Genomic DNA, 13,550 nt, shown 5'->3' with positions numbered 1-13,550 from the left:
CCCCGCAGGCAGGCAGGCCTAGACCCCGAACAGCGCTTTGCTGCCTTCCAGAAACCGCGCGCCCCCTTCGGTGATCGCTGGAACGCGCCCCGGCGCAGAGGCCAGCGCGGTCTCAGCAAAGAACCCTGCCAGCGCCAACTGCCGTGCCCGCTGGTCCATGTCCTGACCGGCCCGCGCTGCAATCGCACCCAAGGCCAGGAAATGCCCGCCGATCACATCGCCCGCCAGCGCCAGATATTCGGTTGCGCCCGCCAGGCCTTTCTCCGGTTCATCCGCCAGCGTCTTCACCATCCAGTCGCTCGCCTCGGACAATGCGGCGGACGCCGATTTCAGCCGGTCGGCAATCTGCACAAGCTGGGGATCGTTTGTTGCCCGCGCCGCACGCACGGTTTCGTCGACCTCGGCCAGCATCGCCTGCATTGAGGCGCCCTTGGTGCCCGACAATTTCCGGCCAACCAGATCAATCGCCTGAATGCCGTTGGTGCCCTCATAGATCGGCGCAATCCGGGCGTCGCGGTAAAGCTGCGCAGCCAGCGTCTCGTTCATGAAGCCCATGCCGCCATGCACCTGCACGCCGAGGCTCGCGACTTCGACGCCCACATCCGTACTCCAGGCCTTGGCGATGGGGGTCAGCAGGTCTTCGCGCATCTTTGCCGCCGCCCGCACATCTGCGTCCGGAGAACTATGCGCCAGATCGGCCGCCACACCGCAGGCGTAACAGATCGCCCGCGCTGCCGCGACTTTCGCCCGCATTGTCGTCAGCGTACGGCGCACATCGGCATGGTGCAGGATCGGCGCCGCGCCGGTCACGCCGGCGGCGGTTCCCTGCTTGCGTTCCTGCGCATAGGCAAATGCCGTCTGGAACGCCGCCTCGCCTACCGCCACGCCTTCAAGGCCGACGTTCAGGCGCGCCGAGTTCATCATTGTGAACATGCAGGCCAGCCCGCGATTGGCCTCGCCAATCAGCCAGCCTTTGGCCGCAGAATATTCCATCACGCAGGTCGGGCTGCCGTGAATGCCCATCTTCTTCTCGAGGCCGATGCAGCGCGCGCCATTGCGCTCAGCAGGATTCCCCTCCGCATCGAGAATGAATTTCGGCACGATGAACAGCGAGATGCCCTTCGATCCCGCCGGGGCATCGGGCAGCCGCGCCAGCACGAGATGGATGATATTCTCAGCCATGTCGTGATCGCCCCAGGTGATGAAGATCTTCTGGCCGGTGATCGAATAGCTGCCATCTTCATTGGGCTCGGCTTTGGTCTTGAGCGCGCCGACATCGCTGCCTGCCTGCGGTTCGGTCAGGTTCATCGTGCCTGTCCATTCGCCGGAGACGAGTTTGGGCAGATAAGCCGCGCGCTGCGCATCCGTGCCATGCGCCAGCAGGGCCTCGATCGCCCCGAAGCTCAGCATCGGGCAAAGGCCGAATGCCATATTTGCACCGTGGAACATCTCCATCACGCCGAGCGCCAGTGCCTTGGGCAGGCCCTGGCCGCCCCACTCTTCAGGCGCCGCCAGCCCCATCCAGCCGCCTTCCACGAAGGCCTTGTAAGCGTCGCCAAATCCCGGCGGCGCAACCACGCCGTCAGCGGTCAACACAGCGCCATGGGCGTCTCCCACCGGGTTCAGCGGTGCCAGCACATCGCGCGCCAGCTTGGCGGCTTCCTCCAGGATCGGGCGCACCAGATCGGGATCATACGCCTCATGACCGGGCAGGCCCTGCAGCCGCTCGATCCGCGCAAAAGCGGTCAAGGCAAACTCAATATCGCTGACCGGAGCCTCGTAAGCCATGTCGATCCCTTCGTGTTTCTGAATAAATGATATGCGGCGCGGATGTTAAAGTTGAGGTTCACACTGTAGATGTGTGCATTAGTTAGTGTGTTCCCATACGGCAATTGGAGGGACTGATTCCATGCGACTTCTGCTCATCTCCGCCAGCGCGCTTATGCTGGCGGCCTGCTCTGAAACCACCCCGGCAGCCCCCGCTGCCACCGAACCGGCAGCGGCACCTGCTGGTGAGGCCGCTGCGCCTGCCGCCGATGTCGAATACGGCGCCGCCGGCACCTATGCCATCGACCCGACCCACACGTCTGTCACCTGGCGTGTCAATCACTTCGGCCTGTCCAAATACACCGGCCGCTTCAAGACCGTCGACGCCACCCTGCAGTTCAACCCGGAAGACCCGGCTGCCAACAGCATCACCGTCACCATTGACCCGCTGTCGGTCGAAACGGACTATCCGGCAGACTACAAAGCCAGTCATGCTGACAGCCCCTACGCCACCTGGAACGAAGACCTTGCCCGCAATGCCAACTGGCTGAATGGCGATGCGTTCCCGCAGATCACCTTCACCAGCACGTCGATCACGCAGGAAACCGCCAGCACCGGCAAGGTGACCGGCGACCTGACCTTTCTGGGCGTGACCAAGCCGGTCACTCTCGATGTGACCTATAACGGCAAGGCAAACTTTCCCTGGGCACCAGAAGCCGACAAGATCGGTTTCTCGGCCAAAGCGGTTCTGAAGCGTTCGGATTTCGGCAACGCCACCTACGCGCCGAACATCGGTGATGAAGTGGAAGTGCTTATCGAAACCGAATTCCAGCAAGTGGTTGCCCCTGCAGAACCGGCTCCGGCAGAGTAAGCCCAAATGACATCGTCCTCACCGGCAGCGCGCTATACGTCGGTTGCCATCGCCCTTCACTGGGCCATGGCACTCCTCATCCTCTTCATGATCTGGCTTGGCTGGAACATGGATGACAACGAGGTCCGCTATCAGCTGCATAAGTCGGTGGGGATTACGCTTCTCTTTCTGACGGTCGCCAGGATTGCCTGGCGGCTGCTCAACCCGCCGCCACCAGAGCCGGCAACGCTGAAATCATGGGAACAGAAGCTGTCGAGCGCGGTGCATGTCGCCTTCTACGCCCTCATGGTCATCATTCCGCTGGCGGGCTGGCTGCTCGTTTCCATCTCTCCCTTCCAGATTTCAACCGTTCTATTCGGGGCGGTGGACTGGCCCCACCTGCCCTTCACTTCCGGCCTGCGTCAGGGCAACGAGCTGCTGCACGGCATCGTGGAGAACATCCACTCCAAGGGTGCCTGGGTCATCATCGTGCTGCTGGGGCTGCATGTCGCCGGCGCCGTGAAACATGAGTTTGGCGGAGAAGAAGGCGTCCTCAAGCGGATGATCCCCGGCCTCTTCGGCAAGACCTCGCCGCCCTCCCCGCCAGCGCGCGGCGCCATGATCGCCTTTGGCAGCAGCCTTGTCCTCTTCGCGCTGATCGCCGCTCTCCCTCTCCTCGGCGCAAACGGCTCGGGCAGCCGCGCGGACCGGGCCGGCGCCCCTACCGAATCGGCGGGCAACTGGTCGGTCGACTATGCCGTCTCCGAAGTCGGCTTCTCCGGTGTCTATGATGGCAAGCCGTTTGGGGGAAAATTCCAGAACTGGTCTGCAGATGTCAGCTTCTATCCCGATGATCTTGCGGCATCCTCTGTGAATGTCGCGGTCGAGACCGGCAGCGTGACGACCGGCACAAAGCTCTACGATTCCACTCTGCGCGAAGGCGAATGGTTCAACACCGGTGCCTTCCCGCAGGCATCAGTCGCCCTCTCCGGCTTCCAGAATACTGGCGAAAACACCTATACCGCCACGGCCACCATGACGCTCAAAGGCAAGGAAACCAGTGTACCGCTGGATTTCCAGCTGGTCATCAATGGCGACCAGGCAACACTGGAGGGCAAGGCCGTCTTCTCCCGCAAGGCGCTTGACCTCGGCCAGGTGTCCGACGCCAGCGGTAGCTGGGTATCCGATGAAATCACCGTCACGGTCACCGGTCAGGCAACACGCACTGACTGACCGCTAGCCGCTCATTGACCCCGCTGGCCGCAGTGCTAAGCGGGACGGCATGTCCGCGCCCATCGTTCCCGTTCTGCCTGAAACACTCGCTTTGGCGGTGGAAATCCTCAGCGATGGCGGCCTTGTCGCCATGCCGACGGAGACTGTTTATGGCCTCGCGGCTGATGCCTCCAATCCCGAAGCGGTTGTGCGGCTTTACGAGGCCAAGGGGCGCCCGCGCTTCAATCCGTTGATCGCGCATGTGTCCGGATTGCCGATGGCGATGCGCGAGGCGGTCTTTTCCCCTCTCGCGGCAAGCCTCGCGCAAGAGTTCTGGCCCGGCCCGCTGACGCTGGTGCTGCCGGTCATTCCCGGCGGAACCGTTTGCGATCTGGCGCGCTCTGGTCTGCAGACGGTGGGCCTGCGTTGCCCATCGCATATGGCAGCCAATGCCTTGATCAAGGAGTTTGACCGGCCCGTGGTCGCCCCATCCGCCAATCGCTCAGGCCATGTCAGCCCTACGCGGGCAGATCATGTCGCCGCTGATCTCGCCGATCGTATTGAGCTCATCCTTGATGGCGGCCCCTGCGATGTCGGCATCGAGTCGACCATCATTGCCGTGGAGGGGGATATCGTCACCCTGCTGCGCTCCGGGGCGGTCCCGGCAGACAGGCTTGAAGCCTTTATCGGCAAGCCGCTGATCCGGGCGAGTGGGGCGGGCATCTCTGCGCCCGGCATGCTGAAATCGCATTATGCGCCCAAAGCGCGGCTGCGCCTCAACGCAGACGCGCCGGAGCCGGGCGAAGGCTATCTGGGCTTCGGGCCCGGCGTGCGCGAGGGCCTCAATCTTTCCCCCGAGGGGGACCTCGCAGAGGCGGCAACCAAGCTTTTCGCCATGCTGCGGGCTCTGGACATGAGGTTTGACCGCATCGCCATAGCGCCCATTCCAGAAGAAGGGCTCGGCGAGGCGATCAATGACAGGCTGGCGCGCGCGGCGCACCGGGATAGCTGATGGCCAGGCGGCCTCAGCCGCCCATGATGTCCTCTTTGAGGACCGTCATCATGAACTGGTAGGACGTCTCGCCCTCATCCTCGTCCTTGTAGACGACGGCGATGAACTCGGCGCCGAGATAGACTTCCATCGAGTCTGCAGCCTTGTCGCGCGCCACAAGGCGCAGGCCGGGGTGAAGCTTTTCCTTGAGATATGCCTCAAGACGCAATGTTTCTTCGCGCTCCATGGCGGCACTCCTTGTTTTGTCTGAACTTGCTGGCGCGCAACCTAGTCAGTTTCGCTTCCAGTGCAATGTATGGGCTGCAACGCCCTGTGAAGCCTAATCTGCGGAGGTCTCGGGAATCGCCTGATCCATGCTCTGGGCCGGCTGGCAGCAGGTAGGCCCGGAAACGATCTTCGCCGGAACGCCCGCCACAGTGCAACGCGCCGGTACGTCCTTCAGCACCACACTGCCGGCGGCAACCTTCGCCTCATCGCCAATGGTGATGTTGCCCAGGATCTTGGCGCCGACCGACAAGAGCACACCGCGCCCGATTTTCGGGTGCCGGTCGCCCACTTCCTTGCCCGTGCCGCCCAGGGTCACCCCATGCAGCAGCGAGCATCCCTCGCCCACAATCGCCGTCTCACCGATGGTGATCCCTGAGGCATGGTCGAGCATCACCGCGCGTCCGATGCGGGCTGCCGGGTGAATATCCACGTCAAACAGCTCAGAGGCACGGCTCTGGAAGTGAAATGCCAGCGTTTCCCGGCCCTGCCGCCACAGTTCATGAGCGATCCTGTGAGTTTGCAGCGCCAGAAATCCCTTGAAGAACAGGAAGGGCTGCAACATTCCCCGCGCGGCCGGGTCGCGCTCGATCACCGCCTGCATGTCTGCTTCCGCATATGTGATCAGCGAGGGGGCGCTATCATAAACCGCGGCCAAGATATGCCGGACCTGCTGCGGCCCCATGCCGGGCCCGGAGAGCTTTTCGGCGAGATGGAAGGAAAGTGCCTGCCCCAGCGTGTCGTGCGACAGGATGGCGGCATTGAGATAGCTCGCCAGCGTCGGCTCCTCTGCCGCCGCAGCCTGGGCCTCAAATCTCAGCCTTTTCCAGGCCGGGGGCGGCGCGCCGATATCGGGATTTTCCATTCTGGCTGCCTCTTTTCGAACGTGTTGGGGGTTGAGATGGCATCGCAAAAGCGATGTTTCAATTCCTTTTGCCTATCCGGCAGGGTGCTGACGCGGCGGCGGGCGATAGCCAAACATCCGCCGGACAGGCTTCATCGTCATGATGCGGAATACGGCCGGGGTAAAATAAAGGCCGATCAGCGCCGATCCACCAACCCCGCCGGCAATCCCCGCCGCAAGCGGCAGCCAGAAGGTATCGCCCGTCATCAGGATAGGCACGAAACCCGCCATCGTGGTCAGCGTCGTGGCAATGATATGCCGCGTGGCGTCCACCACCACCTCCCGCTGCGCAATCACATCATCCGCCAGCGCATCCTCATTCGCCTGCAACAGGGACAGCACCACAATCGAACTGTTGATCGCGATCCCGAACAGCCCAAGGCTGCCGACGATGGCGTTGAAGCCGAACGGCAGATTGAACAGCCATACCCCGAAAAACGCATAGAAGACCGAGAGAACCCCTGCCGACACGATCAGCAGCATCATCCGGAACGAGTTGAACACCAGCGTGATCGCTCCTGCCATCACCAGCATCAGCGGAATACCCACGCTCGCCAGATTGCCTATCGCCTCGCCGGAATTTTCCGCCTCACCCCCGATCAGCATGTCATATTCGGGCGGCAGCACGAATCCGCTCGCCTCAAGCCGTTCCTGGAATACCGCCATCGTTGGCGCTGGCAGCGTATACGGATCAAGATAGGCCAGCACCTGATTGATCCGCAGCCCGTCACGCCGCGAAATCGTGCCGGTTTTCGGCGTCAGCTCCATAGCGCCCAGCGCCGAAATTGGGGTGCCCGTCATGCCCGGCATCGCGCCGATGGTCTTGGACTGAAGATCAGACAGAGACTGCCGCCGGCTGTCCGAACCAATGATGCGGACGGGCAGCTCTTCGGTTCCCTCCAGGATGGACCCGGCCCGGATACCCTCAAGCTCCGTATTCAGACTGGTTGCCAGATCTGCCAGACGCGAACCGGCCATAGCCGCGGCGGCTTCATCTGCATTCAGCCTCAGCGTCGGGGCGCCCAGTTGCAGAGAGCCCACCGTATATGTCACGCCCGGTGTCTCGCTCAGAAGTGTGCGCAACTCATTGCCCAGTCGGTTCAGCGTCTCGATATCCGGGCCGCGCAGGATAAGCTCAATCGGCGCATCGGCAGGCGGTCCCTGTTCGAACGGCAGCGTCAGGAAGCGCGCGGATGGAAACTCCTGCCGCACCTGCTGCTGAATGTCACTGATGATCTCATGCGTGCGGGCAGCGCTGTCGAGTTGCACCCAGCCGGAGGCAAATCCCTCCACCCCTTGGGTATTGTTGATGGCGTTATAATAAACCCGCGGCGAAGGTTCCCCCAGAACCCAGGTCACCGACTTGACGCCTTCACGCGCCAGGATGAATTCCGTTGCGCGGCGGGTAATCGCTTCGGCATCGGCAATATCGGCCTCATAGGGCAGGTTCAGCACCACCTGAAACTGATCCCGCTCCGTGGGCGGAAAGAATTGTTGCGGCAGTGTGCTCGTCAGCACAAGCCCCAGCACGGCCGGCGCGACGCCAATGAATATCCCCAATGGCGGAAAGCGGAGCGCAGCTTCAATTGTGCCGCGGTACCCGTCAGAGAGGAAATCGAAACTCACCCCGTCGCGCCACCAGCGTCTCGGCCGGCGCGCCTCGCCCTTCTCCCAGCCCCGTGTCCGGTCAAACCAGCCCGCCATGGCCGGAACAATCGTCACCGACACGAAGAAGGAAGCCGTGATCGCATAGATCACCGACAGCCCCACCATGCCGATGAACTCGCCGGCTGCGCCCGGCAACATGGCAATCGGGGCAAAGGCCAGAACCGTCGTCAGCGTGGACGCTGCCAGCGGCGCAAACAGTTGTTTCAGGCTCCGCTGCACCGCCTCAAGCCGGCCATATCCCCTGGCCCGCCACTGGTCGACATCATCCGCCATCACGATGGCATTATCGATCAGCAGGCCGAGCGAAATCACGAGACCCGTGACCGACATCTGATGCAGCGGATGCCCGAACACGTTGAACAGGATCAGCACCAGTCCGACCGTGAGCGGCATCGCGAAGCCGACCACAATCGCCGAGCGCCACCCCATCAGGAAGAAGAGAACGGCAAAGACAATCAGCGCCGACATCAGCAGGTTCTGCGCCAGCCCGCTCAGCCGGTCATGGGTATAGACGCTCTGATCGAACACGATTTCCGCCGTGAGGCCCGGCGGCATGTTCACCGAAAAATCCGAAACAACCCGGCGCGCACTTTCAGACCAGATATCGACGCGCTGTTCCGGCGAGATATACGCCGCCACCAGAACAGACCGGTGCCCGTTTTCGTAAGCCGCGCGCGTGGAAGGCTGCTGCAATCCCTTCTCGATGCGGGCCACATCAGCCAGCCGCAGGGAACTGCCATCCTGCCGCTGCAGCACAGGCACCTCGCCAATCCGGGAAATATTCGTGAACTCGCCCTGCACCTCAACGCCAATCGTGCCGCCTTCGGTTCGCAGGCGCCCGGCAGGGTTCTTGGAATCCGCCGCCAGCACCGCGCCCGCCGCCTGGCTGAACGACAGGCCAGCGGCCGATAGCGCCTGCGCGTCCATCACAACGCGCACTTCCTCGACCGGCATTCCGTAAGTTTGCGTCAGTTCGGTGGCGTTCAGCCTCTGGAACCGGTCCTGAAGATCCAGCGCCAGGCGCCGCATGATCGGCAAGGGCGCCTCGCCCTCCCCGGTCCATGTCAGCGAAACGATCATGGTCGCCGCGCCTACATATTGCCGGGTCACTTCCGGCTCGGATGCTCCGGCTGGGAACGATCTGCGGGCCTGCTCGGCCTTCTGCCGGATCAGCGACCAGGCATTGTCGACCTCTGTTTCGGTAAGGTCTTCCTGGATATCCAGAACAAGCTGCACCACCCCGTTGCGGGATATGGTATCCACCTGTTTGACCTCAGGCAGCTCCATCAGCGCCGCCTCGAGCGGCTGTGCCACTAAGGCTTCCATCCGCTCTGCGTCGGCGCCCGGCAGGAACACGACAATCGTGCCAAAGCGCTCAACCAGTGTGGGGTCTTCCTGCCGCGCCAGCGTGAACAGTGCGCCAAGGCCACCCAGCAGGATGACCAGTATGGTCAGGATCGTCAGCCGCGCGTTGCGGAAGAAAAGCGTACTCACCCCAGCCCCTCCGCTTCGTCAGCCGCCATTCGCCGTTTCGGCGCGCTGCACCTCACGCGGCAATACCCTTGCCCCGGGCGTCACGCGCTGAAGCCCGTCTACGATTATCCGGTCTCCGGCTTCCACCGGGCCGCGCACAAAAGCCCGCTCCCCGGCGGGATAGACCATCTCGACCAGCCTTGGCTGAGCCCGCCAGTCGTCGCCCTCCCCCACGACGGCATAGACCGTCCACATGCCCCGATTGGCGCTCGAAAGCGCCTTCAGCGGCACCCAGAACCCCTTCTCCTGCAGCTTGCGCTGCATCTTGAGACGCACCAGCGAGCCTGCAGGAACCCCGCTGCTGGCCGGCACATCAAACACAGCCGCAACCGTCCGCTGAGAGGCATCCACAACGCCCGTCACACTTCTCAGCGGCGCTTCGACTGGGCCGGTTTCCGCTTCGAGAGTATAGGTCTCGCCAGGCACCAGTTCGGGAACAATCCGCGCGGAAACACCAATGCGCGCTTCCAGGTCGCCTGCTTCAACAAGCTCCAGAATGGCTTGCCCCGGGCCGGCAATGGCGCCTTCGTCAGCAAAGCGGGAAACAATCACACCATCGTAAGGCGCAGTGATGCTCGCCAAATCAATTTGGACACGGAGCGTATCTGCCTGCGCCCTGGCAGCCTCCACCCGCGCCATTGCCGTGGTGGCCTGCGCCACGAACTCTTCCACGCGCTGGGCCGAGACATGCCCCTGCGCCTGCAACTGGCGCTGCCGCTCGGCAGTATCGAGGGCCAGCTGGTGGGCGGCGCGCGCTTCCTCAACGACCGCACGGGCCGAAGCCAGCTGCGCGCCCAGTCCGCGTGTGTCCAGCCTGGCAATGGTCTGCCCCGCCTTCACCGTATCGCCCACGCGCACATCGATGCGCTCGATCCGGCCGCCGGTCTGGAACCCCAGCCGGCTGGTGCGCCGCGCTTCGGCTATGCCGGTGAATAACTCCTCGATGTCCAGTTCAGTGAGATATTCCACTGGCGACACGCTGACGGCCAGAGGCTGAGGCTCAACCGTCGCAATCTTCGGGCCTTCCTTGCTGCGCAGCAGGGATGCCGCCGCCAGCAGACCTGCCGTGATCGCTGCCATCAGCACAATGAATATCAAGGCCTTCAGAAGGGTCGGGCGGCGCCGGCTGGGAGGCGTATCGTAAGGGGTTTCGGTGGTCATTCGGCGTGCCCGGAACAAACTGGCGATACTGGGGAAGCACAAAGGCTGCGGAACAGCAGCCCGGCATGAAACTGGACAAAACGGGCAGTATCGATCCCGCGATCCGGCGGCGGCAGAAGGCCGGGAAAGCCCGGCAGGTGGATCAGCAGTAGCGCCACGCCATGCATGGATGCCCAGAGAGACTTGGCCGCAATGTAGGGATCAAAGGAGGTATCGAAGACACCGATCTCCTGCCCTTCGCGCACCAGACCAACAACGATCATGAATGCCTGGCCCTTGTGGCTCTTCTCGAAATCCTCCCAACAGTCCGTGCCATTCATCCCGGCGCCGGGGTCAGCGGCCGAGGCGAAGGCAGCGGCATAATGGTGGGGGCGCGCAATCGCAGTCTCGACGTATTTTGCAAAGCACTGCCGGACGCGGGCCTCAAATGGCAGGGTGGTAAGGGCAGCCCGGTCCACAGTGGACATCAGCCGCTCGAAGAAGGACTCCTTCAACTCGTCGAGGAGTTCTTCCTTGGAGCCGAAATACTTGTAGATCGCCGCGGGCGAGTAATCGATTTCCTCAGCGAGCCTGCGGATGGAGAGACCCGATTCCCCTTCCTTGGAGAATACGCGCTCGGCCGCGTCCAGAATCGCTGTGCGCACGCGCTGGCGGCGGCGCTCTGCGGGGCTTTCGTCCGGGAGGGTATCGGAATCCAAAGAGGGCGCCTCGATAATCGTTCAATTAGTGAACAGTGTTCACATTAATGTGATACGCCGCCTTCAATTGCATGACAAGCAAATCATTGGCCTGAATCAGTCTTTGCGAATGTCTCGCAGAAGGCTAAGGCCATCTGCGTGACCAAGCTTTTTCCCTCCCCCCCGCCGACAGGCGTGCCGCTTCTCGCCGCAAGGCCAGCGAACGCCGTGCGCAGCTTCCTTGCCCTGCGCAAATCCGCCAACAAGCTCTTCCTCAGCGAGCCGGGCCCCAGTGCCAGCGAACTGCAGGAACTGCTGACCATTGCTGTGCGCGTGCCCGATCACCGCAAGATGGCGCCCTGGCGCTTCATCACTTTCCAAGGTGAAGCGCGGGCGCAGTTCGGCAAGGAACTGGCTCATATTGCCGGCCGCAAGCCCGGCGTTGAAGACCGCGACATTCTCGAAGCTGCTGGTCTCCCCCTACGCGCCCCTACGGTGGTGGCTGTGGTGTCCTCGCCGGTCGACGATGGCAAAACGCCGGTCTGGGAACAGGAACTCTCGGCAGGCGCGCTCTGCTACAACCTGCTGCTGGCGGCGAATGCCTGCGGCTGGGGCGGCGTCTGGCTGTCGGAATGGATCATGTTCAGCCCAGAGGTCGATGCCCTTCTGGGCCTGAAGGAAACCGAGCGCCTTGCCGGCTTTATCTATATCGGCACAGCTACCGCCCACCCGCAGGAACGTATCCGTCCGGACCTGCCGGGACTGGTCACGGCCTGGCCGGCAAAGCCCGCCGGCTGACCGGAAATGTCCGGATTTGTCCAAAAGTGTCCGGAAGTGTCCGCGATTTGAGCGGCTCAGCCGCGCCCTCGATAGGACGCTACCCCGGTTTCAGGCACATAAAGCCCTTTGGGAACGTCACCGGACTGCCAGAACACATCGATCGGTATCCCGCCTCTGGGATACCAGTATCCGGAGATCCGCAGCCACTTTGCTTCGGTGAACTCGAATATCCTTTTCCCAATGGAAACAGTGCATTCCTCATGGAATGCCCCATGGTTCCGGAAGCTCGTCAGATACAGTTTCAGGCTTTTGGATTCGACCAGCCATGGCCCCGGGGCATAGTCGATCACCAGGTGCGCAAAGTCTGGCTGGCCCGTCACCGGACAGAGCGATGTAAACTCCGGCGCCACAAACCGGGTCAGGTAAAGTGTATCAGAATGAGGGTTTTCCACGCGTTCCAGCTGCGCCTCTTCAGGGCTTTGGGGTTGCGCAGTGTGTTGGCCGAGTTGGCCGAGCTTCTGGTAGATGGGGTTGTCAGCCATTGGGAAGGATCGCCGGTACAGGTATAAGGTTAAAGGTCAGGCCCATATAGAGGACATACCCCAGGAGCAACACTGCCCCCTCCCAGCGCGCCAGCTTCCGTCCGGTCAGCGCAAACAGGAACAGGAGGGCGACAGACAGGACGAGCGCGCCGATATCAATGGAGCTCATGATGCTGACTGGCTCCGTCCCCGCCATTGCGGAAGCCCCGGCATCCCCGCGGACACTGAACGGTTGAACCAGCGCCGTTACACCCAAAATACCCAATATATTGAATATGTTGGACCCGATTACGTTCCCCAGCGCCACATCCGCCTTCTTCCGGAACGCGGCCACCACAGACGTTGCCAGCTCCGGCAGGCTGGTGCCGATCGCCACGATGGTCAGGCCGATCACTGTTTCGCTGATGCCAATCGACCGGGCGAGTGTCACGGAGCCCTCCACCAGCAGATTGGCGCCCACAACCACGCCGATGAGGCCCGCCACCGCAATGATGATCCCCAGCATCAGGCCATACTGGGCGTCGACCACCTCCCCCTCTTCCCGGTGCATCACCGCCGTTTCGTCCTGGCGTCTCTGATCCATCACGAGGGAAAAGACGAGATAGCTGATGAGAATGGTCAACAGAATGAAGCCCGAAACCCGGTTGAACTGGTCAAACCACAGCAGCCCACACAGAATCGCCGTCGCCGCCACCATCACCAGCCCGTCGCGCAGGATGGCCTTGGGGTGCACAATGATGGGCGACAAGATCACCGCAATCGCCAGCACCAGCAACACGTTGGCGATGTTTGAGCCGACCACATTGCCGACCGAGATGCCAACCGCCCCCTGCCCCACAGCCTGAAGGCTGGTGACAAGCTCAGGCACTGATGTGCCGAATCCCACCAATGTCAGACCGATAACGAGTTCAGAAATGTTCAGTCTGCGCGCTACGCTGACCGAGCCGCGCACCAGCGCCTCCCCGCCCACGAACAGCAGAACAAGACCTGCCGCGATCATCAGATACATCATTTATCATTAATCCCACTGAAATCCGGACCTTATACTGTCCCCTGCATCAGAGTTACATGGGCACGGAAAACTCGCCTGTGGAGGGCTGATATCCGGGCTTCACGGTTCCTTCAGGATAATTGGGCCAGTTCTTGCAGGGAAATAGGTCGGCAGAAAGCTGAATATTGG

The 13,550-nt window shown here is 62.3% G+C and carries 12 protein-coding genes; 4 read left to right on the top strand and 8 right to left on the bottom strand.

The window, feature by feature from the left end; all coding sequences use genetic code 11:
* Positions 1-18: 18 nt before the first annotated feature.
* Entirely contained in the window at positions 19-1,788 is a 1,770-nt protein-coding gene (locus tag HPO_RS06985; RefSeq protein WP_035596178.1) for an acyl-CoA dehydrogenase family protein, read from the bottom strand.
* 121 nt (positions 1,789-1,909) lie between these two features.
* On the opposite strand from HPO_RS06985, the gene HPO_RS06980 reads away from it, so the two are divergent.
* Genes HPO_RS06980 through HPO_RS06970 form a run of 3 tightly spaced genes read left to right on the top strand, consistent with a single transcriptional unit; the run spans position 1,910 to position 4,841 of the window.
* Complete coding sequence (locus tag HPO_RS06980) at positions 1,910-2,638, top strand: YceI family protein (RefSeq protein WP_035596164.1); 729 nt, start codon at positions 1,910-1,912, stop codon at positions 2,636-2,638.
* Between the two features lie 6 nt (positions 2,639-2,644).
* Complete coding sequence (locus HPO_RS06975; RefSeq protein ID WP_035596162.1) at positions 2,645-3,850, top strand: cytochrome b/b6 domain-containing protein; 1,206 nt, start codon at positions 2,645-2,647, stop codon at positions 3,848-3,850.
* A 49-nt stretch (positions 3,851-3,899) separates the two neighbouring features.
* Complete coding sequence (locus HPO_RS06970) at positions 3,900-4,841, top strand: L-threonylcarbamoyladenylate synthase (RefSeq protein WP_035596160.1); 942 nt, start codon at positions 3,900-3,902, stop codon at positions 4,839-4,841.
* Between the two features lie 13 nt (positions 4,842-4,854).
* Here the strand turns inward: HPO_RS06970 and HPO_RS06965 are convergent, their stop codons facing one another.
* The 5 genes from HPO_RS06965 to HPO_RS06945 form a co-directional block, all read right to left on the bottom strand.
* Positions 4,855-5,067 carry a DUF3126 family protein gene (locus HPO_RS06965; RefSeq protein WP_035596157.1) on the bottom strand — a complete coding sequence of 71 codons (213 nt, stop codon included), beginning with the start codon at positions 5,065-5,067 and terminating at the stop codon, positions 4,855-4,857.
* Positions 5,068-5,160: 93 nt separating this feature from the next.
* Positions 5,161-5,970, bottom strand: coding sequence for a serine O-acetyltransferase (cysE, locus tag HPO_RS06960; protein WP_035596154.1), 810 nt, complete (start codon positions 5,968-5,970; stop codon positions 5,161-5,163).
* A 72-nt stretch (positions 5,971-6,042) separates the two neighbouring features.
* A complete protein-coding gene (locus HPO_RS06955; protein WP_035596152.1) occupies positions 6,043-9,171 on the bottom strand; it encodes an efflux RND transporter permease subunit in 3,129 nt (1,042 codons plus the stop codon).
* Between the two features lie 18 nt (positions 9,172-9,189).
* Positions 9,190-10,371 carry an efflux RND transporter periplasmic adaptor subunit gene (locus HPO_RS06950; protein ID WP_051612388.1) on the bottom strand — a complete coding sequence of 394 codons (1,182 nt, stop codon included), beginning with the start codon at positions 10,369-10,371 and terminating at the stop codon, positions 9,190-9,192.
* The gene (locus HPO_RS06945; RefSeq protein WP_035596147.1) at positions 10,368-11,069 is read right to left on the bottom strand and encodes a TetR/AcrR family transcriptional regulator; all 702 of its coding nucleotides are present in this window, start codon (positions 11,067-11,069) and stop codon (positions 10,368-10,370) included. The genes HPO_RS06950 and HPO_RS06945 overlap by 4 nt, the downstream gene beginning before the upstream one ends.
* A 138-nt stretch (positions 11,070-11,207) precedes the next feature.
* Between HPO_RS06945 and HPO_RS06940 the strand changes: the two genes are divergently transcribed.
* Positions 11,208-11,846, top strand: a complete 639-nt coding sequence (locus tag HPO_RS06940) for a nitroreductase family protein (RefSeq protein ID WP_035596143.1) — start codon at positions 11,208-11,210, stop codon at positions 11,844-11,846.
* Between the two features lie 56 nt (positions 11,847-11,902).
* Here the strand turns inward: HPO_RS06940 and queF are convergent, their stop codons facing one another.
* Positions 11,903-12,370 carry a preQ(1) synthase gene (queF, locus tag HPO_RS06935; protein WP_035596141.1) on the bottom strand — a complete coding sequence of 156 codons (468 nt, stop codon included), beginning with the start codon at positions 12,368-12,370 and terminating at the stop codon, positions 11,903-11,905.
* A complete protein-coding gene (locus HPO_RS06930) occupies positions 12,363-13,382 on the bottom strand; it encodes a calcium/sodium antiporter (RefSeq protein ID WP_035596138.1) in 1,020 nt (339 codons plus the stop codon). Before HPO_RS06930 ends, queF begins: the two co-directional genes overlap by 8 nt.
* Positions 13,383-13,550 lie beyond the last annotated feature (168 nt).

The sequence above is a fragment of the Hyphomonas polymorpha PS728 genome, assembly GCF_000685315.1.
Taxonomy (GTDB): Bacteria; Pseudomonadota; Alphaproteobacteria; order Caulobacterales; family Hyphomonadaceae; genus Hyphomonas; species Hyphomonas polymorpha.
This window is presented reverse-complemented; position numbering and strand designations above follow the sequence as displayed.